Genomic DNA, 19,467 nt, shown 5'->3' with positions numbered 1-19,467 from the left:
CGGTTGATCATCAGGGCGTGGCGCACGCCCTCCATCAGGTTCGAACTGTCGTTGGAGGCCGAGCCGTCGACGCCGAGGCCGACGGGCGAGCCCGCCGTCTCCAATTCGCAGGTCCGGCACTGGCCCGAGGCGAGCACCATGTTCGAGGTCGGGCAGTGGCAGACGCCGACGCCGGCCGCGCCCAGGCGGCGCACCTCGTCGTCGTTGAAGTGGATGCCGTGGGCGAGCCAGGTCCGCCGGGTCATCCAGCCGACCTCTTCGAGGTAATCGACCGGGCGCTGCCCGTAGACGTCGAGGCAGAACGCGTTCTCGTCGAGTGTCTCGCCGAGATGGGTATGCAGGCGGCAATCGTGGCGCTCGGCGAGCGCGGCGCTCTCGCGCATCAGCCGCTTGGTGACGTTGAAGGGCGAGCAGGGCGCGAGGCCGATCCGCACCATGGCACCGGGCTCGGGATCGTGGAACAGGCCGAGCACCCGCTCGCTGTCGGCGAGGATGGTGTCGTCGTCCTGCACCAGCGTCTCGGGCGGCAGGCCGCCCTCCTTCTCCGACAGGCTCATCGAGCCGCGGGTGACGAAGGCACGGATGCCGAGGCTGCGCGCTTCCTCGACCTGGATGTCGACGGCGTTCTCCAGGCCTCGCGGGAAGAGGTAGTGGTGGTCTCCCGCCGTGGTGCAGCCGGAGAGCAGGAGTTCGGTGTAGGCGAGCCGCGTCGCCAGCCGGAAGGCGTCTGGATTCAGCCTCGGCCAGATGGTCGAGAGCGCCTTCAGCCAGGGAAACAGCGGTTTGTTGATCGCGATTGGGTGCGCACGGGTGAGCGTCTGGAAGAAGTGGTGATGCGTGTTGACGAGACCGGGGAGGATGACGTGGCGCGAGGCGTCGACGACCTCGTCGACCGGGCTCGCGGGCCGGGCCCCCGCGGCCACCAATTCCGCGATGCCGGTACCCTCCACCACGAGCCCGCCGCCGGCCCCCTCCGCGAGGATCGCCAGCGGATCGCGAAGCCAGAGGCGGCGGGGCCGAGCGCTCGATTCCATCATCCGTCTTCGCGTTCCTGTCGGCGATCAGAAGACGTGGAAGGCCACGCCGGCGAGGAAGCTCTTCTCCTCGGTGCCCTTGAAGGTCGCCGTCTCCTGGTTGCCGAACTTGTTCAGCCAGTACTGGAAGCCGATGAAGACATCGACCTTGTTGGGCTGATCGTAGACGAGCTTGCCGAGATCGAGCACGAGATTGGTGCGCGACAGGAATTCCAGCCCCCGCGGCGGGTTGAACGCGAAGGCGGCGGGGTTGTTGCTGATGCCGCGACCCTTGGGCAGGACGATGTTGTTGAAGCCGGCCAGCGTCAGCGGCAGGCCGGTGAAGGTCAGCGGCAGGCTGTAGACGATCTCGAATTCGGGGACCGTGTTGAAGCTCTGGTCGCGGTCGGGCTGGGTGTTGAAGCCGTTGCGGTTCCATTCCTTGTAGGCGTGGACCGAAAGGTTCAGGAAGCCGGCCGGCACGTCGAAGGCGAAGTTCAGGCCGCCGACGATGTCGCGCTTCTTCGAGCCGAAGGCGTCGTTCTGCGAATTGGCGTCGAAGCCGAAGGCGAGCGAGACCTCCTTGACGATGCCCGGGAACGAGAAGGCCTTGGTGCCGGTCAGGGCGTTCAGGCTGAGCGTGCCGCGGTAGAGGCCATAGGCTTCGGTGTTGCCGTAATCGTAGGACACCGGCACGCCGCCGGGCGTATTGGTCGTGCCGGCCGGAAACTGCGAACCGGACTTGAGAATATCGAGCGAGAAGAAGTTCGTGCCGTAGGCCCAGGCATCCGCGTGCGAAATGTTGAGGATGTGCTTGGGCGCCTCGCGCGAGCGGAAGCTTCCATCGGGGCGCTGGATCTGGATTCCGGGTGTGACGGTCGGGAACTGGTAGCGGTAGCTGATCTGCGTGTCCGCGAAGAGGAAGAACGGCACTTCCTTGGCGGCCACCTCCTCGGGGGCCTTCCTTTCCTTGAGATCCGCCGCGATCGCCGTACCGACCGCGAAAAATGACAATGCGACCGCCGCAAGCCCCCGAACCGACATTTTGTTCTCCCCGACCGTTCGTGTGGTCCGGGAACAGCAATGGGGGTGCCAACAAAAAGGTGGCCGCGGCCCTCGACGTCCGCGCGGCAGCATAAGTCACAAATTCGCAACAGTTCCTCGGGGCTCTCGGGCTGGGTTGCCAGTGTATGGCCGGTTCCGACGTTCATGAGGAACGATGGAGTTTGATGGTGAGATCGCATCGCGGCCGAGAGACCCGGGAAATTCTTTCCAGACCGCCCGCAGCCTGATCATCCTGCGCATTTCATGGACATGATGCTGGCACGAACCCGGAGTGGGAGAAGTTTGCGAGCGCAGCCGGTCGATTTCGGCCCGCGCGGCCGCCCGGTGGACAGCCGAGCGCCAGCCTGGCGACACTTCGTGCATCGGAGACCATGATCGGGCACGATTCTTCGAAGGCATGCCGCCATCATGACCGCGCATCAGCGCGGCGGCCCGGGCAAGGTCAGGGTCCGGTTCCCGCGAGAGCATTCCGAGGTGGCCCATGTCCGATCAACGACCCCTTCTCGACGCCGAACCCTCGCCCCTGCCGTTCGAGCCGGCCAGGGCAGCCCTCGTCATCATCGACATGCAGCGTGACTTCCTCGAACCCGGCGGCTTCGGCGAGAGTCTGGGCAACGACGTCTCGCTGCTCGCCGCCGCCGTGCCGCCCGCCCGTTCCCTGCTGGCCGCCGCGCGCGCGGCCGGCCTCTTCATCGTCCACACCCGCGAGGGACACGCGCCCGATCTCTCGGATGCCCCGCCGGCCAAGCTGGAGCGCGGCGCGCCGAGGGCGCGCATCGGTGAGCCGGGTCCCATGGGCCGCATCCTGATCCGCGGCGAGCCCGGTCACGACATCGTCACCGAACTGGCCCCCCTCGACGGTGAGCCGGTGATCGACAAGCCGGGCAAGGGCGCCTTCTACGCGACCGGGCTGGCGGCTCTGCTGGAGGCTCGCGGCATCGAGACCTTGATCGTCTGCGGCGTGACGACGGAGGTCTGCGTGCACACCACCGTGCGCGAGGCCAACGACCGCGGCTATCGCTGCGTCGTCGTCGCCGATGCCTGCGGCTCGTACATCCCGGCCTTCCACGAGGCGGGCCTCGCCATGATCAAGGCCCAGGGCGGCATCTTCGGTTGGGTCTCGCACTCCGGCGCGGTGCTCGCCGCCCTCGGCCAAGCGTGAGGCGCTCCTGAACGGCGGACGTGTCTTGGCCGGAACTCTTGGGCGGCCCCGCCCGATCCTGGCGCGGCCATTGCACCGGACCGGCCGCAAGGCGCTCGATCCTTTGAGAGAACCGATGACCGATTACGCCGCGGACACGCCGACGCCCGATCTCGACGCCTACGCCGCGGCGACCGCGCCCGTGCTGGGCCTCGCGGTCGATCCGGCCTGGAGCGAGACGATCGTCGCCAACCTGCGGGTGTTGCACGCGGCCGCGGCGTTCGTCGGCCTGTTCCCGCTGCCCGACACCGCCGAGACGGCTCCGGTCTACACGGCGTGAACGTGACGACGGATTGGAGCCTCGCCCCGGCCGCCGACATCGCCCGAGCCGTGTCGGCGGGGGCGGTCGGCGCCCGCGACGTGGTCGCCGCCGCGCTCGAGCGCATCGACCGCATCGATCCGGCGCTGAACAGCTTCACCGACCGCTTGGCCGAGCGCGCCACCGCCCGCGCCGTTTCCCTCGACGCGGGGCGGGCCCGGGGCGACCCCCTCGGCCCCCTGGCCGGGGTGCCCTTCGCGGTCAAGAACCTGTTCGACGTCGCCGGACTCTCGACGCGGGCGGGCTCGCGGATCAACCGCGAGCGGGCGCCGGCCATCCGCGATGCCACTCTGATCCGGCGGCTGGAGGCGGCAGGCGCCGTCCTGGTCGGAACGCTCGGCATGGGCGAGTACGCCTACGACTTCACGGGCGAGAACATCCACGACGGCAACACCCGCAATCCGCACGCCCTCGGCCACATGTCCGGCGGCTCGTCCGGCGGCTCGGGCGCGGCGGTTGCCGCCGGCCTGGTGCCGCTCGCGCTGGCCTCGGACACCAACGGCTCGATCCGCGTGCCCTCCGCCTTCTGCGGCTGCTTCGGGCTCAAGCCCACCTATGGGCGGCTGAGCCGGTCCGGGACCTTCCCCTTCGTGGGAAGTCTCGACCATCTCGGCCCGATGGCACGCTCGCCCCGCGATCTCGCCCTGGCCTACGACGCGATGCAGGGGGCCGATCCCGAGGATCCGAGCCTCGCGTCCCGCCCCCCTGAACCCGCGACTCCGGACCTCGAACGGGGCGTTGCGGACCTTCGCATCGCGGTCGCCGGAGGCTACTTCGCGCAAGGGGGCGACCCGGAGGCGTTCGCCGCCGTCGAGCACGTCGCCCGCGCGCTGGGCGCGCGTCGCAGCATTTCGATCCCGGAGGCGGGACGCGCGCGGGCGGCGGCCTACCTCATCACCGCGGCCGAGGGCGCTGCGCTGCATCTCGACCGGCTACGCCGCCGTGCCGGCGACTTCGATCCGGCGGTGCGCGACCGGCTGATCGCCGGGGCGATGCTGCCCGCCCCCTTCGTCGAACGGGCACAGCGATTCCGGCGCTGGTATCGCGACGCTGTGCTGGCGCTGTTCCGCGAGGTCGACGTGATTCTCGCGCCGAGCACGCCCTGCCGGGCGCCGCGATCGGGCCAGACGACCTTCGTCCTCGACGGTGTCGAATTGCCGGTGCGGCCCAATATCGGCGTGTTCACGCAGCCGGTCTCCTTCATCGGCCTGCCCGTGGTCGCGGTGCCGGTCTGGCTCGACGGCGGCCTGCCTCTGGGCGTGCAGGTCATCGCCGCCCCCTGGAACGAGGCGCTCTGCCTGCGCGTGGCGCGTCAGCTGGAACGCGAGGGCGCGGTCCGGGCGCCGGTCGCGGCCGTGGATGAAGCGTGATGATCATCGACGATCCGGAGGTGAAGGCGGAGGTCGAGCGGGTCTTCGCGACCTACGAGGCGGCGCTCGTGAGCAACGACGTCGCGACACTCGAACGGCTGTTCCACGACGATCCCCGCACGATCCGCTACGGCGCGGCGGAAAACCTCTACGGCATGGACGCGATCCGCGCCTTCCGCCGGGCGCGGCCCTCGCAGGGTCTCGCCCGCGACCTCGCGGGCACCGTCATCACCACCTATGGCCGCGACTGCGCCGTGGCGATGACGCTGTTCCGGCGCGAGGCCGCTCCCGGCCGCGTTGGACGGCAGAGCCAGACCTGGCTGCGCTTCCCCGACGGCTGGAAGGTGGTGGCGGCCCATGTCAGCGTCATCGATGTCAGCGTCATCGACGACGCTGCCGATCAGGACCCGAGCGTCCCCTGACGCGGCGCCCGGCGGGGACGTCAGTGGGCTTGCGCGACCTCGGCCTGACGGATCGCCGCCTCACGGGACGCCGCCCTGTCGCTGAATCCGTTGAAGAACAGGTTCAGTCCCACCGCCGCGATCGCGGCGAGCAGGATGCCCGACTCCAGTAGCGGATGCAGCGCATGCGGCATCTGCTTGAAGAAGTTCGGAGCGACGAGCGGGATCATGCCGAAACCGACCGAGACCGCGACGACGAACAGATTGTTGCGGTTGCGCGCGAAATCGACGCCGCCGAGGATGCGCGTGCCGGTCGCGCCGACCATGCCGAACATCACGAGACCGGCCCCGCCGAGCACGCATTGCGGCACGGCCTCGACCAGGGCCGAGAGCTTCGGGATGAGTCCGAGGCCGAGCATGATGAAGCCCGCAGCCACCGTCACCCATCGCGAGCGGACGCCGGTGACGCCGACGAGCCCGATATTCTGCGAGAACGAGGTGTAGGGGAAGGTGTTGAAGATGCCGCCGATGACCGAACCGAGCCCGTCCGCGCGCAAGCCCCGCGTCAGCCGCTTCTCATCGACCGGATCGGCGGTGATCTGCGACAGGGCCAGGAACATCCCGGTCGACTCGATCATCACGACGATCATCACGAGGCACAGGGTAACGATCGAGACCGGATCGAAGCTCGGCCAGCCGAAGGCGAAGGGGCGCACGATGTCGAACCAGGGCGCCACGGCGACACGGTCGAATTCCACCAGACCGGCGAATCCGGCGAGGATCATGCCGAGCGCGATCCCGATCAGCACCGAAGCCGAGGCGAGGAATCCCGTGGCGTAGCGGGTGATGGCGAGGATGGCGCAGAGCACGAAGGCCGCGATGCCGAGATAGACGGGCGCGCCGTAGTTCGGGTTGCCGACGCCGCCGGCGGCCCAGTTCACCCCGACCCGCATCAGCGAGATGCCGATGACCAGGATGATGGTGCCGGTCACGACCGGCGGGAACAGCGGCAGGAGACGCCCGATCAGCGGGGCGGCGACGAGGCCGAACATCCCGGAAGCGATGACGGCGCCGTAGATGCCGGTGAGGCCGATCGCCGGGTTCGTCCCCATGGAGAGCATCGGGCCGACGGCGGCGAAGGTGACGCCCATCATCACCGGCATGCGGATGCCGATGCCGGGCAGGCCCCAGCTCTGGATCAGCGTGACGATGCCGCAAGCGAACAGGTCGGCGCTGACCAGCATGGCGACCTGTTCGGGCGGCAGATTGAGCGCCCGGCCGATGATGAGCGGGATCGCCACGGCTCCCGCATACATCACGAGCACGTGCTGCAATCCGAGCAGACCGAGGGCAGCGCGGGGGATACGTTCCTCGGGCCCAGGAGGCACCCGATGCTCGATCTCGGCCGCGGAAGCCGGTGGGGAGGGCGCCAGCAACACCATGGGAGACATGCTCCGAACGTCCGGTCACGCTTGCAGGTGTTATGCCAAGAGGCGAGCGCGGCCGTTGCCTCCTCCGGTAAGCGGAAGGTCTCCTACCGCGGGCACGCGTGGCGCAGCTTGCGGGTGCGGCTCGCGCACCAATCGTTCTCCCACCGCCAGTAGTCGATGAATCTCCAGAATGTGGAAAGGTGACGGTCGCGCCAGCGCATGTTCACCTCGGTTCCAAAGGATGATCATCGCGTGGGACGCACCCCGAACCACTTATCCGCGCCGAGTGATCACGTTATGTCCGACGTCATCCCGCCTCGGAGATCGTCGCCGTCGGCGGCATCGTCGAGCACGAGCGCAGCCTGATCGTGACGATCGAAGGGGCGGTCGATCGCGGCCGCCCCCTGTGATCGAGCGTGACGCTCAGTTGGTCTTCGGATCGGTCACGGTGAAGGCGAGCGTCGCCCCGTAGCTGTCGGAATCGGCGAGCGCCGGGGTCTGCGAAGGGGTGACCCGGTGGCTGACGCCGAGCACCTGCGGGCCGGCACGCCGCAGCGGGACGACCGCGACGCCTTCCGCATCGGTCGCCGCGCGGGCCTGATCCGCCTCGCTCTTGAAGGTCACGCCGTCGGTGGCGACCACGCTGGCGCCTCCGAGCGGACGGCCCTCGAAGAGCACCCGCACCCGGATCTGGCCGGAGGCCGAGGCCGGCTCCTCCAGCGGAACGATCTCCAGCGGCTGGCCGACGACCTTCCCCCACGGGGCCGACGGGCCGGACACGGCCTTGGCGAACTTCACCGACCACAGGCTCTTGTCGGCCGTCGGAAGCATCCGCTTGCTGGCATTGCGGTAGCTGCCGTCCGGCAGGCGCACCCAGTAGCCGTTGTCGTAGGCCGCCGCGAACAGCGCGTCGCCGCCATGCGCGGCCCTGAGCGCCGGCGCCGGAGCGGATTCCATCTTGGCGGCCAGCGCCACCGCGCCGGACGGCTCGTAGGCGGTCAGGCTCATCAGCTTGCCCGCGCTCGGCAGTTCCGGCTCGTGGGGATGGCCGTAGAGGACCTGGACGCCGCTCCCGGTCGGGTCGAGCCAGAGGTCGTGGGCGGAGGCCGGCGCGGTGAAGGCCAGGAGGGCGCCCAGACCGGCGGCCGAGAGGGTGGTGCGTCTCATCGTACAGGGAACTCCCGTTGCGAAGCCGTAGATGGGGCCCGCACGCCGCGTCGGGCGCGTCGGCGGGGACATGAAGAGCGCGGCGGCCCCGGTCGAAGCCGGCGGCGCGAGCGTGGATCGCGGGCTCGGTGCCGCCCCGCGGACAGGCGTCGCCGCGTTCGTGAGAGCGCTCGCCGCCGCGGCGGGCGACCCACGGTCGGGGCATCGATCGCCATAAGACCGCAGCGACGCGGTATGCACAAGCCACGCCATCTTCATACCGACGCGCCGATCGAGGGCGCATCCCGGCAGTCCGGTGGCGGATGGGAGTGGCGGGGCCGCGCGGCGTCCTGCCGCCCCGCATCACCTCAGGCGGCAGCCTCGTTCCGCGGCTCCTGCATGGAGGCGAGCGGGGCTTCGAGGCGGCAGACGAGACCGGTCGGCGCGTAGGTGAGCTTGACCTCGCCGCCGACCTCGGCGGCGAAGCTGCGCTCGATCAGGCGCGAGCCGAAGCCGCGGCGCGAGGGCTGGGCCAGGATCGGCGGACCGCCCTGCTCCGACCATGTCAGGCAGAAGCGGGGCGCCTCGCCCTCGTGCACCACGTGCCAGCGCAGGTCGACGCATCCCGACTCGTTGGAGAGGGCGCCGTACTTCGTCGCGTTGGTGGCGAGTTCGTGCAGGGCCAGCGCCAGCGAGAGCGCCGCCCTGGCGCCGAGGAGGACGCCCGGCCCGCTCGCGCGGATGCGCGCCGTCGCGGCGCCGCGATGGACCGCCAGGGCCCCCTCCACGACCTCGGCGATGGGCGCCTCGGTCCAGCTCGACCGGGTCAGGATGTCGTGCGCGCGGCCGAGCGAGATAAGGCGCGCGGCGAAGGCCTCGCGGGCCGCCTCCGGATCGGGGGCGTTGCGGAACGTCTGGCTGGCGATCGCCTGGACGAGGGTGAGCGTGTTCTTGACCCGGTGCTGCAATTCGCCCGTGAGCAGGCGCTGGTGCTCCTCGGCCCGCTTGCGCTCGCTGATGTCGAACATCGCCCCGATCATCCGCACCGCCGCCCCGTGCCCGTCGCGGATGACGTAGCCGCGGTCGAGGATGTCGGCGTAGCTGCCGTCCGCGCGCAGGAAGCGGTACTCGTCGCTCCAGGCGGTGCCGGCCCCGTCGATGACCGCGTGGATGGACGCGTCGATCCGCGCCCGGTCGTCGGGATGGATCTGGGCGATCCACCAGTCGCCGGTCGGGTCCACCGCCTCCGGCGGATAGCCGTGGGCGACCGTGAGCGCCTCGTTCCAGAGGACGTGGTTCGTCGCGAGGTTCCAGTCCCAGATCGCGTCGTTGGTGGCCCGCGCCGCGAGGCGGTAGCGCTCCTCGGTCTCGCGCAGGGCCTGCTCGGCCCGCCGGCTCTCCGTGACGTCCCGCGCGGTGCCGATGAAGCGCACGGGGCGGCCGTCGACGACGAAGACCTGTCCCTTGGCGGCGACCCAGCGCTCGACGCCGTCCTCCAGGCCGACGGTCCGGTACGCGATGTCGTAGCTGCCGCTTCCGGCCGGGTCGAGCGCGGCCATGACCGCTTGGTCGACCCAGGACCGGTCGTCCGGGTGCAGGCCCGCCAGGAACACGTCGTAGCTGACGGGCGCGTCCGGCCTCAGGCCGAACAGGGCGCGGGTCCGCGCGTCCCATTCCAGCGTGTCCGTGACGAGGTCGTAGTCGAAGATGCCGGTCCCGGTCGCCTCGACGGCGAGGTACAGCTGCTCCCGCGCCTTGCGCAGATCCTCCTCGGCCTGGCGCCGATCGTGGATCTCGCTGTTGCTGCCGAGCCAGCCGACCACCGCGCCGCTCGCATCCCGGCGCGGTTCGGCCCGAATCAGGAACCAGCGATAGGTCCCGTCGTGGCGCCGCAGGCGCGCCTCGGTGTCGTAGACGATCTCGCGGCTGCGCGCGGTGTCCCAGGCCAGGAGCAGGCCGGCGAGGTCGTCCGGGTGGATCGCCTCGCCCCAGCCGAGGGGGAGCGCCTGTTCCGGCGTCTGCCCGGTATAGGCGAACCAGCGGTCGTTCAGGTAGCTGAGGCTGCCGTCCGGATTGCCGAACCAGATGATGGCCGGGGCCAGTTCCGTGAGCGCCTCGAAGCGCTCCTCGGCCACCTTGCGCTCGTGGATGTCGAGGGTGGTGCCGATCCAGCTCGTGAGGCGGCCCGCCTCGTCGCGCACGGGCCGGGCCCGCGACAGAAACCAGCGGTACTGCCCGTCGGCGCGGCGAAGGGGAAACTCGACCTCGTAGGCCCCCTGGCTTCGCGCCGCCGCGAGCCACGCCTCGCGGACGCGCTCGCGGTGATCGGGGTGGATCGCGCCCATCCAGCTCGCCTCGCCGGTCTCGCCGGGGGGCAGGCCCGTGTAGTCGTACCAGTAGGCGTTGCAGTAGGTGATGGTGCCGGCCGCGTCGCCGAACCACACCACCTGCGGGCTGACCTCGACGAGGGAGCGGTAGCGCAGCTCGCTGTCCCGCAGCGCGGCCTCCGCGTTGCGCGGCCCGGTGCGGTCGCGCAAAATCTTGAGGAAGCCGATGAGCCCGCCCCCCTCGGCGGTGAGCGGCATCATCTCGCCCGAGGCCCAGAAGCGGCTGCCGTCCTTGCGGATGTGCCAGCGCTCGTTGGGCGCGCGGCCGCACTGCGCGGCCATGCGCATCTCGACCTCGGCTCGGCCCTCGGCCCGATCCTCCGGCGTGAAGAACGCCTCGATCGCCTGCCCCAGCATCTCCGCCTCGGTCCAGCCGAGGATGCGCTCGGCGCCCGCGTTCCAGCGCGTGACGCGGCCGCGCGGGTCTGTGGCCACGATCGCATAGTCGGTGGCGCTGTCGAGGATGCGCTCGTGCAGCAGGCGCTGCTCCGCCTGCTCGCGCAGGGAGCGGCGCAGCTCCATCTGCGCCATGGTCTGCCGGGCGAGCCGCGCGAGGCCGCGGCGCTGGCGCTCCGACAGCTTGCGCGGCCGGGTGTCGAGGACGCAGACGGTCCCGATCGGCAATCCCTCGGCGGTCTTCAGGAGGGCGCCGGCGTAGAAGCGCAGGCCGGGCTCGCCTTCGACGAGCGGATTGCCCGCGAAGCGCGGGTCGCGGGCGGTGTCCGGGACGTAGAGGAAGTCGTTGTGCAGGATGGCCTGCCGGCAGAAGGACGTCTCGAGCGGCGTCTCGCGCACGCCGAGGCCCACTTCCGCCTTGAAGAATTGTCGCCCATCGCCGACGAGGTTGACCACCGCGATCGGCGTCTCGCACAACTCGGCGGCCGCCTCCGCAATCTCATCGAAATCCTGCTCACGGGGCGTGTCGAGCAACCGGTAACGGTCCAGGGCTCGAAGGCGCAACGCCTCCTGCTCGCTCGTCGTGGCGCAGTTCATCGTACAGACAGGTTCGGGACGGCCGGATGGTTCCACCATGCAGGTTCGGCCGAGGCGAAAGTGAGGCTGGCGCCGTCGGGAATTCGGCGCATCGTGCCATCGACCGCACCGAGGACGGCATCTTTCTTTTCACAACTGTGTTGCCGCCGTGGATGGCAACTCCCGGCGCTCACCCCGGTTACAATTCGCGAGATGTTGAAGCGCGGGCAACCCCATGCCCGCCCGATGCCCGCCCGCGACGAACCGACAGGTCATCCTCCCGCCATGCTTGGTCGCCCCCCTCGAAGCCTGAAGCGCCCGGCCGGCGCGGTTCGACCGACCGCGACCGGTAGCGACCCCGTCGGCGACCGCGCCGCGATGGGGTGGCCGGTGGGTTGGGTGGTGGGTTGGGTGCCGCGTGGCGATGCCTGGGCGCCGGGCGTCGCGCATCATGGCTGACGCCTTCTCGTTCCTGCCGCCCGGGGGACGGACCGGCGCCGAGATCCGCGCCCACGACTGGTCGGCGACCTCGATCGGGCCGCCGGAGCGCTGGCCGCAATCGCTGCGCAGCGCGCTGTCCCTGATCCTGTCCTGCCCCACGGCGATGTTTCTCGCCTGGGGGCCGGACCTCCTCTGCTTCTACAACGACGCCTACCGTCCGATCCTCGGCTACCGGCTGCCCAACGCCCTGGGGCAGCCCTTCCGCGCGGTCTGGGCGAGCATCTGGGACGAGATCGGCCCGCTCGTGGAGGCAACCCTCGCGGGCGAGAGCCAGACCGTCACCGACGTCATGCTCGACCTCTCGCGGGAGGGAAGACCCGAGCAGGGCTGGTGGTCCTTCACCTACTCGCCCGCCTACGACGAGGCCGGCGCCGTCAGTGGCCTGTTCTGCGTCACCGCCGAGACGACAACCCGCGTTCTCGGCGAGCGGCGCCTGCGGGAGAGCGAGGACCATTACCGGCACACGGTCGAGCTCAATCCGCAGGTGCCCTGGACCTGCGACCCGGACGGCAACATCACCTCCTACTCGAACCGCTGGCTCGAACTTACCGGACAGGCCCCGGGCGAGCCGGACGGATCCGGCTGGGCCAAGTCGCTTCACCCCGACGACGTGCCCTGGACCATGACGGTGTTCGCGAGCTGTCTCGCCTCCGGCGAGCCGGTCGACGTGGACTATCGCATCCGCATCGCCGGCACCGGCGCGTACCGCTGGATGCGGGCGCGCGCCCGGCCGAGGCGCGACGAGAGCGGCGCGATCATCCGCTGGTACGGCGTCGTCGAGGACATCCACGACCGCAAGCTCGCGGAGGAGCGGCTGCAGGAGATGAACGCCACGCTGGAGCGGCGCGTCGCGGACGCGCTCGCCCAGCGCAAGCTCTGGGCCGACGTGTTCGAGACCACCGACGCGCTGGTCGCCGCGCTCGACCACGATTACCGTGTGCTCGCCGTCAACCGCGCCTACGCGGACGAGTTCGAGAGCATCTACGGCGTCCGGCCCCGGGCCGGCGACAGCCTCCTCGACCTGCTCGGGGACCATCCCGACCACCGCGCGGCGGCGCGGGCGGTCTGGTCGCGCGCCCTGTCCGGCGAGGAGTTCAGCCTCGTCGAGGCGTTCGGCGACGCCGACCGCAACCGGCCCTTCTACGAGTTGCGGTTCACGGCCCTGCGGGACGTGGAAGGGCGCAGGATCGGCGCGTTCCAATATGCCCAGGACGTCACCGAGCGGCTGCGCAGCCAGGAGCAGCTCGCCCGGGCCGAGGAGGCGCTCCGCCATGCCCAGAAGATGGAGGCGGTGGGGCAGCTCACCGGCGGCGTGGCGCACGACTTCAACAACCTGCTGACCATCATCCGCTCCTCGGTCGAGTTCCTGCGCCGGCCGAACCTTCCGGAGGAGCGGCGCAGCCGCTACCTGGAAGCGGTCTCGGACACCGTCGATCGCGCCGCCAAGCTGACGAGCCAGCTCCTGTCCTTCGCCCGGCGGCAACCCCTCAAGCCCGAGGTGTTCGATCTGGGCGAGCGGCTTCGCGGCGTGGCCGACATGCTGAACGCGGTGACGGGCACCCGCATCCACATCGCGGTGGCGGTGCCGGAGGCCGCCTGCCACGTCCGGGTCGATCCGAGCCAGTTCGAGACCGCGCTGGTCAACCTCGCGGTCAATGCCCGCGACGCCGTATCGGGCGAGGGCACGCTGACGCTCCGGCTCGCCTGCGGGACGGCGCTGCCCTCGATCCGCGGCCATGCCGGCGCGGCCGGACCCTTCGCCGCGATGTCGGTCTCCGACGATGGGATCGGGATCGCACCGGAGCACCTGACGCGCATCTTCGAGCCCTTCTACACCACGAAGGCGGTGGGCAAGGGGACGGGGCTCGGCCTCTCCCAGGTCATCGGCTTCGCCAAGCAGTCGGGCGGCGACATCGACGTGGCGAGCGAGCCGGGACGCGGCACCACGTTCACGCTCTATCTGCCCCAGGTCGATCCGCCCGAACCGGAGGCGAAGCCGGGGGAGGACGAGCCCGAGGCCCCGATCGAGGAGCGGGCGCTCTGCGTGCTCGTGGTCGAGGACAACCTCGATGTCGGGCGCTTCTGCACCCAGCTTCTGGAGGATCTCGGCCACTCGATCGTCTGGGCGCACGACGCCGAGACGGCGCTCGTCGAATTCGAGCGGGTGCCGTTCCGGTTCGATGCCGTCTTCTCGGACGTGGTGATGCCGGGAATGGGCGGGGTCGAGCTCGCACGGCGTCTGAGGGCCGACCACCCGAACCTGCCGATCATCCTGACCACCGGCTACAGCGACGTGCTGGCCCAGGACGATGCCCACGGCTTCGACCTCGTGCGCAAGCCCTACTCGACCGAGCAGGTCGCGCGCGCCCTCCGCAGCGTCCTGAACCGCCGCCCCCGGCCGGCGGCCGCCGCCGGTCACCGGCCTATATCGGCTTAGAGCGTCGGGCGGCGCGTCCGAACCGTGCCGCCGACGAGCCGTCCCCTCGGGGGGCTCAGGCGCTCGTCTGACCGGGAGCCCCGCCGGGAGGCGGCGGGCTGCCGCCGGCGCCGTCCGCGGACGGCGATGCCGGCTCGGCGCTTCCGGGCATCGACACCTCCGGCCGCGACAAGGCCGCCTGCAGACGGCTCTCCTGCTCCGGCGAGAGCGAGGACCGGATCACGCGGCCGCGGAACTGCGACATCTCCGCGAGGACCTTCTCCGGCTGAGCCTTGCGCACGAGGATGAACAGGGCCGAGGTGTTCGGCTGCAGGGTCTCGGCGATCTTGCGGATGAAATCGTCGTTGATGCCGAAATCGGCGAGCTTGCCCGACAGGGCGCCCGCGCCCGCGCCGAGGGCGGCGCCGGTGGCGAGGCCGAGCAGCGGGTTGAGGAAGAGGAGGCCGACCAGCGAGCCCCACATCGCCCCCCAGATGCCGCCGGAGGCCGCGCCGGCGCCGACGAGATCGACGCTCTGCTTGAGCCGCAGCTTGCCGTCGGGACTCCGGAGGGCGACGACCGCATCCTCCAGATCGATCAGGTACTCGGTCTGCAGGCGTGCCAACGCGTTCAGGGCGCGGTCCGCCTCGTGCGGATCGTCGAAGCCAACCACCACGAGCTCGGCCATGCGTTCCTCCTCGCACGATAGGGCACGGTCCGGTGGTCCCGGCCGCGTCTCGGTCAGGATGGCGAACCGGGCCAGCTGAAGACGGCCGTCTCTCCGCGATCATGGGTCGTCGAAGGGGCGTCCGTGGGCACACAGAGGCAGAATTCGAAGCTGCGCCGACGACCACACGCGACCGGCACGGCGTCTGTTCTGTATTTCCCCGACGATCACCGGATCTCGACGGAGACGTCTCGATACCGGACCCTGTCGTCGCCCGAACGACACCAGCACTTCACGCCCCTTCGAGAGCAGATCCCAACCCTAACCCACAGGCCGGCGGCACGAATTGATCTGTCTCATTGGAAGACTCGGCAGGTGGGCCGAGAAATGCTCCGGCCGGAACCCGAGCGTCCGACGCGATCTCGGGCAAGCGTTCATCCGGCATCCGCTGACAGCAGTTGCGAACCGATCGCGGCCCGATCCGTAACGTCGACGTGACGACGCCGGGCGCTTACCTTGGGAGACGCGCGATGGCGGGAGCCCACCCGGGCGAAGATGGCCGCGATGTCGTCGTGGAGGCGGACGCGTCGGCCGCCTATTGGCAGCACCGGCCCGACAACACGCTGCCGCCCCCGGACATGATGGGGGCCTACATGCGCAACCGCCCCGTCCCGGATCAGCGGGTGGCGGGGCGCAGGGCCTGGATCATCGGCAGCGGCATCGCCGGGCTGGCGGCCGCCTTCTACCTGATCCGAGACGGCGGCCTGAGAGGCGAGGACATCACCATCCTCGACGCCTTGAGCGTCGAGGGCGGCTCCCTCGACGGCGCCGGCACGCCGGAGGACGGCTACATCATCCGCGGCGGCCGCGAGATGAACTGGAACTACGACAACCTGTGGGACATGTTTCAGGATGTTCAGGCGCTCGAATTGCCGGAAGGCTACAGCGTCCTCGACGAGTATCGGCTCGTCAACGACCGCGACCCCAACTACTCGAAAGCGCGGCTCATGCATCGGCAAGGGCAGATCCGCGATTTTACGCATTTCGGGCTGACGAAACCCCAGCAATGGGAGCTGATCCGGCTGCTGCTCAAGCGCAAGGAGGATCTCGACGACATCACCATCGAGCAATATTTCAGCACCGGATTTTTCGAGACAAATTTCTGGTTCCTCTGGCGATCCATGTTCGCCTTCGAGAACTGGCACAGCCTGCTCGAGATGAAGCTCTACATGCACCGCTTCCTCGACGCGATCGACGGGTTGGCGGACATGTCGGCGCTCGTCTTCCCGAAATACAATCAGTACGACAGTTTCGTCCGGCCGCTGGTCGACCACCTCCAGGCCCGCGGCGTGACGGTGCGGTTCGGTGCCCGCGCCGACGACCTCGCGATGCGGGTCGAGGGCGAGACCCGGACCGTCACGGGCATCCACGTCCGGACGGACGGCAGGGACGAGATCATCCCGGTCGGGGACGGGGACGTGGTCTTCGCCCTGACGGGCTCGATGACCGAGGGCACGGCCTACGGCGACATGGACCGTGCACCTCTCCTCGAACGCGGCCGGCACGACCCGGGCGAGGACAGCGATTGGACGCTGTGGAAGAACCTGGCGGAAAAATCCCCGATCTTCGGAAAACCCGAAAAGTTCTACGGCGATACCGGGAAATCGATGTGGGAATCGGTGACGCTGACCTGCCAGCCGTCGCCACTCGTCGAGCGATTGAAGGACTTGGCGGTCAACGATCCCTATTCGGGCAGGACCGTGACGGGCGGGATCATCACCTTCACGGATTCGAACTGGGTGCTGAGCGTGACCTGCAACCGCCAGCCGCATTTTCCCGGTCAGCCGAAGGACGTGCTGGTGCTCTGGGCCTACGCGCTCCTGATGGATCGGGACGGCAACCACGTCGGCAAGCCGATGCCGGCCTGCACGGGCCGGGAGATCCTGAGCGAACTCTGCTACCACCTCGGGATCGCCGATCAATTGGATGCGGTCGCGGCCAGGACGAAGGTTCGCCTGGCGCTGATGCCCTACATCACGGCGATGTTCATGCCCCGCGCCGCCGGCGACCGGCCGCACGTCGTGCCCAAGGGCTGCACGAATCTGGGCCTGATGGGCCAGTTCGTCGAAACCTCCAACGACATCGTCTTCACGATGGACAGCTCGGTCCGCACCGCGCGCGTGGCCGTCTACACGCTGCTCGGCCTCGCCAAGCAGGTGCCGGACATCAGCCCGGTCCAGTACGACATCCGCAATCTCATTAAGGCCGCACGCGCCCTGAACAACAACGAGCCGTTCCCCGGCGAGCGTCTGCTGCACCGGCTTCTCGGCAGAACCTACTACGCGCATATCCTGCCGCCCCTGCCGGACCTCGAAGGCCCGCCCCACGGATCGGCGCAACTCGAGCTGAAGCACCTGCTCGGCAGCAGACGCCAAGCCCTGAACGCCATCGGTGCGTCCTTCGCGCAGATTCGCGGGTATCTCCGATCGCCCAAATGATCGCGGTGCGTCTTGGACGATCGGGCATTCCGTCTCGACAAGATCGCCGATCGTCCGGATCCGATGGCGACTTGAGAGCCGAACGGATCATCGCCGCAAATCTTCGACCGACGCGATTTTCGAGCCGATCCGACCTCTCGACATTGCGCGGCCGGCCTGCGATCCGGCGGCAATTCTCCGGCCCGGCCCAAAGTCCGCTCCGGTTTTACCCCCGCCCGACCACGATCTCGCCCCAGAATCGCCGAGTGCCGCCGGACATTTGGTTAACGACAGATTGACCGGCTGCGGGAGCATCGCGCCCGTGCCGACAGGGCGGTTCGGGGGCGGGGGCCGCTCCGGGACGAGGTTTCGGGCGGCGCAGCATGGCACATCCTCTCTTCTCGTGGGCGCTGCCCTCGGCCGCTTACGTGAGCGCGGCGCTGATCCTGGCCTCGTCCGCCCCGTTCGGATCCCTCGGCCTGCCGCCCCGGCAAGCCGTGGTGACGCCTTTTGCGGCAGAGCCGGTGCCGGACGCCCCCGTGAACCATGCCCTCGTGACCGATATCCCCTCGGAGGCGATGGCCGAGACCGCCGCCCAAGGGTCGGTTGAGGGGTCGCTTGAAGCGTCGGTTCAAGAGCCGATCCAGGCACCAGCCGCCGCACCGGAGGCCGCCGAACCGCAGGACGTCGCGCTCGCCGAGTGGGGGCCGCTGGCGCTGCCCGCTCCGGCCGACGCCCGGTTCGGGATGGCGGCCCTGTTCTGGCTCCCGGACGCGCCTCAGGAGGCCGCTCTCGCCCAGCTCGTGCCCCTGCCCGTGCGGCGCCCGCCCGAGCTGACGAGCCTCGGAGCGGCGGCGGCCCTGCGCCGGGCCGAGCGTCTCGCCGCCCGCCGGGCCACGGTGGCGGTGGCGCCGACCCCGACGGAGGACACCCGCACCTTCTTCGAGAAGCTGCTCGGCGTCGAGAAGCCCGCCTCCCCCGCCCCCGCCCTCGCCTACGCGGCCCTGGAGAACGGCGCGGCCGAGTCGGCCGCCCGCCGGCCGCTCGTCACACCGGCCCCGGTCGCGCCGCCGTCCGGCGAAGGCGGGATCGCGGTCTACGACATCAGCGCCCAGAGCGTGGTCCTGCCGAGCGGCGAGCGACTGGAGGCGCATTCCGGCCTCGGCGAGAGCATGGACGACCCGCGCTTCGTCCATCTCAAGATGCGCGGCTCCACGCCGCCGGGCACCTACGACCTGACGGAGCGCGAGGCGCCGTTCCACGGCGTGCGGGCGCTGCGCCTCACGCCGGTCGGCGGCAGCGAGGCGATCTACGGCCGCGTCGGCCTCCTGACCCACACCTACCTGCTCGGCCCCAACGGCGCCTCGAACGGCTGCATCTCGTTCAAGGATTACGACCGGTTCCTGCAGGCCTATCTGCGCGGCGAGATCCGCCGCGTCGTGGTCGTGCCGGGCCGCGGTCGCGACGCGACCCCGTTGCTCGCGTCGCGGTAAGACATTCACAACCCACTTTTATTTCTTTCTGAGAAAAATAAATTCTCTTTACGCTCGATTTTGGCCCGATCCTCGCATAGACTCCGGAGGAGTTCCCTTCCCGCTCGTTGAGCGGAGCGTCGTGTGCATCGGAGTCGTGGCGTATGCGTGTGATCCAACGCGTCCTGGGCAACCGGTCGGAGGCCGGCTTGGCGGAGCGCCTGCATCACCTCGAGCATCACGGCGCGGTGGATATCCTGAGGGTGCCGAGCGCCGACGTGGCCCGGCGCCGCCTTCGGGCGACGACGGTGGGCGGCGAGGAGATCGCGCTCGCCCTGCCGCGGGATCAGGCCCTGTTCGACGGGGCCGTGCTCGTCCTCGACGACCATCATGCCCTGGTCGCCCGCGTCGGCGCCGAGCGCTGGCTGCGGCTCGTGCCGGCGAGCATCCCCGACGCGCTCGAACTCGGCTACCATGCCGGAAACCTGCACTGGCGGATCCGCTTCGACGGCGGCGCGATCCTGGTCGCGCTGGAAGGGCCGGCGGAGGATTATCTCGTGCGCCTCGGCGCCCTGATCGAGGAGGGCCGCGTCGCCCATTCCGTCGACGCGGCGGCCGAGGAGGGTTGAG

The 19,467-nt window shown here is 69.8% G+C and carries 14 protein-coding genes; 8 read left to right on the top strand and 6 right to left on the bottom strand.

Translation table 11 applies throughout. The features are described from left to right. Positions 1-1,037, bottom strand: a 1,037-nt coding sequence (locus ABS772_RS19570; protein ID WP_350396466.1) for an amidohydrolase family protein, incomplete at its 3' end; no start/stop codon positions are given. 24 nt (positions 1,038-1,061) lie between these two features. Continuing rightward, positions 1,062-2,057 carry a hypothetical protein gene (locus ABS772_RS19565; protein WP_350396465.1) on the bottom strand — a complete coding sequence of 332 codons (996 nt, stop codon included), beginning with the start codon at positions 2,055-2,057 and terminating at the stop codon, positions 1,062-1,064. A gap of 502 nt (positions 2,058-2,559) precedes the next feature. Between ABS772_RS19565 and ABS772_RS19560 the strand changes: the two genes are divergently transcribed. The 4 genes from ABS772_RS19560 to hpxZ all read left to right on the top strand — a co-directional run bounded on the left by ABS772_RS19560 (position 2,560) and on the right by hpxZ (position 5,390). After that, positions 2,560-3,240: a cysteine hydrolase family protein gene (locus ABS772_RS19560; protein ID WP_350396464.1), complete on the top strand. Its 681-nt coding sequence runs from the start codon at positions 2,560-2,562 to the stop codon at positions 3,238-3,240. A 115-nt stretch (positions 3,241-3,355) separates the two neighbouring features. Then, the gene (locus tag ABS772_RS19555; RefSeq protein ID WP_350396463.1) at positions 3,356-3,559 is read left to right on the top strand and encodes a DUF4089 domain-containing protein; all 204 of its coding nucleotides are present in this window, start codon (positions 3,356-3,358) and stop codon (positions 3,557-3,559) included. Further along, complete coding sequence (locus ABS772_RS19550; RefSeq protein ID WP_350396462.1) at positions 3,556-4,968, top strand: AtzE family amidohydrolase; 1,413 nt, start codon at positions 3,556-3,558, stop codon at positions 4,966-4,968. The genes ABS772_RS19555 and ABS772_RS19550 overlap by 4 nt, the downstream gene beginning before the upstream one ends. Continuing rightward, positions 4,968-5,390, top strand: coding sequence for an oxalurate catabolism protein HpxZ (hpxZ, locus tag ABS772_RS19545; protein ID WP_350396461.1), 423 nt, complete (start codon positions 4,968-4,970; stop codon positions 5,388-5,390). Before ABS772_RS19550 ends, hpxZ begins: the two co-directional genes overlap by 1 nt. A 20-nt stretch (positions 5,391-5,410) precedes the next feature. Here hpxZ and ABS772_RS19540 read toward each other — a convergent pair whose 3' ends face one another. The 3 genes from ABS772_RS19540 to ABS772_RS19530 form a co-directional block, all read right to left on the bottom strand. Further along, on the bottom strand, positions 5,411-6,811 hold the full coding sequence (locus tag ABS772_RS19540) for a nucleobase:cation symporter-2 family protein (RefSeq protein ID WP_350396460.1): 1,401 nt from the start codon (positions 6,809-6,811) through the stop codon (positions 5,411-5,413). Positions 6,812-7,222: 411 nt separating this feature from the next. Beyond that, entirely contained in the window at positions 7,223-7,966 is a 744-nt protein-coding gene (locus tag ABS772_RS19535; protein ID WP_350396458.1) for a DUF4198 domain-containing protein, read from the bottom strand. A gap of 347 nt (positions 7,967-8,313) precedes the next feature. Continuing rightward, positions 8,314-11,325 (bottom strand): PAS domain-containing protein, encoded by a 3,012-nt coding sequence (locus ABS772_RS19530; RefSeq protein WP_350396457.1) that lies wholly within the window; start codon positions 11,323-11,325, stop codon positions 8,314-8,316. A 430-nt stretch (positions 11,326-11,755) separates the two neighbouring features. On the opposite strand from ABS772_RS19530, the gene ABS772_RS19525 reads away from it, so the two are divergent. Beyond that, a complete protein-coding gene (locus ABS772_RS19525) occupies positions 11,756-14,242 on the top strand; it encodes a PAS domain-containing protein (protein ID WP_350396456.1) in 2,487 nt (828 codons plus the stop codon). A gap of 55 nt (positions 14,243-14,297) precedes the next feature. Here the strand turns inward: ABS772_RS19525 and ABS772_RS19520 are convergent, their stop codons facing one another. Next, entirely contained in the window at positions 14,298-14,909 is a 612-nt protein-coding gene (locus ABS772_RS19520) for a DUF1269 domain-containing protein (RefSeq protein WP_350396455.1), read from the bottom strand. A 509-nt stretch (positions 14,910-15,418) separates the two neighbouring features. Here ABS772_RS19520 and ABS772_RS19515 point away from each other — a divergent pair. From ABS772_RS19515 to ureE, 3 genes are all read left to right on the top strand, one after another. Next, positions 15,419-17,386, top strand: coding sequence for an oleate hydratase (locus ABS772_RS19515; protein WP_350396453.1), 1,968 nt, complete (start codon positions 15,419-15,421; stop codon positions 17,384-17,386). A gap of 362 nt (positions 17,387-17,748) precedes the next feature. Continuing rightward, on the top strand, positions 17,749-18,858 hold the full coding sequence (locus ABS772_RS19510) for a DUF2778 domain-containing protein (RefSeq protein ID WP_350396452.1): 1,110 nt from the start codon (positions 17,749-17,751) through the stop codon (positions 18,856-18,858). A gap of 143 nt (positions 18,859-19,001) precedes the next feature. Further along, a complete protein-coding gene (gene ureE, locus ABS772_RS19505; RefSeq protein WP_350396451.1) occupies positions 19,002-19,466 on the top strand; it encodes an urease accessory protein UreE in 465 nt (154 codons plus the stop codon). The last annotated feature ends 1 nt before the right edge of the window (position 19,467 follow it).

Origin of the sequence: Methylorubrum podarium (assembly GCF_040270385.1) — a bacterium.
In the GTDB taxonomy this organism is placed as follows: domain Bacteria; phylum Pseudomonadota; class Alphaproteobacteria; order Rhizobiales; family Beijerinckiaceae; genus Methylobacterium; species Methylobacterium podarium.
This window is presented reverse-complemented; position numbering and strand designations above follow the sequence as displayed.

Excerpts from the sequence above, each read along its gene's own strand:
- ABS772_RS19565 (WP_350396465.1), bottom strand. The coding sequence starts at position 2,057 with ATGTCGGTTCGGGGGCTTGCGGCGGTCGCATTGTCATTTTTCGCGGTC.
- ABS772_RS19560 (WP_350396464.1), top strand. The coding sequence starts at position 2,560 with ATGTCCGATCAACGACCCCTTCTCGACGCCGAACCCTCGCCCCTGCCG.
- ABS772_RS19555 (WP_350396463.1), top strand. The coding sequence starts at position 3,356 with ATGACCGATTACGCCGCGGACACGCCGACGCCCGATCTCGACGCCTAC.
- hpxZ (WP_350396461.1), top strand. The coding sequence starts at position 4,968 with ATGATCATCGACGATCCGGAGGTGAAGGCGGAGGTCGAGCGGGTCTTC.
- ABS772_RS19540 (WP_350396460.1), bottom strand. The coding sequence starts at position 6,811 with ATGGTGTTGCTGGCGCCCTCCCCACCGGCTTCCGCGGCCGAGATCGAG.
- ABS772_RS19535 (WP_350396458.1), bottom strand. The coding sequence starts at position 7,966 with ATGAGACGCACCACCCTCTCGGCCGCCGGTCTGGGCGCCCTCCTGGCC.
- ABS772_RS19530 (WP_350396457.1), bottom strand. The coding sequence starts at position 11,325 with ATGAACTGCGCCACGACGAGCGAGCAGGAGGCGTTGCGCCTTCGAGCC.
- ABS772_RS19525 (WP_350396456.1), top strand. The coding sequence starts at position 11,756 with ATGGCTGACGCCTTCTCGTTCCTGCCGCCCGGGGGACGGACCGGCGCC.
- ABS772_RS19520 (WP_350396455.1), bottom strand. The coding sequence starts at position 14,909 with ATGGCCGAGCTCGTGGTGGTTGGCTTCGACGATCCGCACGAGGCGGAC.
- ABS772_RS19515 (WP_350396453.1), top strand. The coding sequence starts at position 15,419 with ATGGCGGGAGCCCACCCGGGCGAAGATGGCCGCGATGTCGTCGTGGAG.
- ABS772_RS19510 (WP_350396452.1), top strand. The coding sequence starts at position 17,749 with ATGGCACATCCTCTCTTCTCGTGGGCGCTGCCCTCGGCCGCTTACGTG.
- ureE (WP_350396451.1), top strand. The coding sequence starts at position 19,002 with ATGCGTGTGATCCAACGCGTCCTGGGCAACCGGTCGGAGGCCGGCTTG.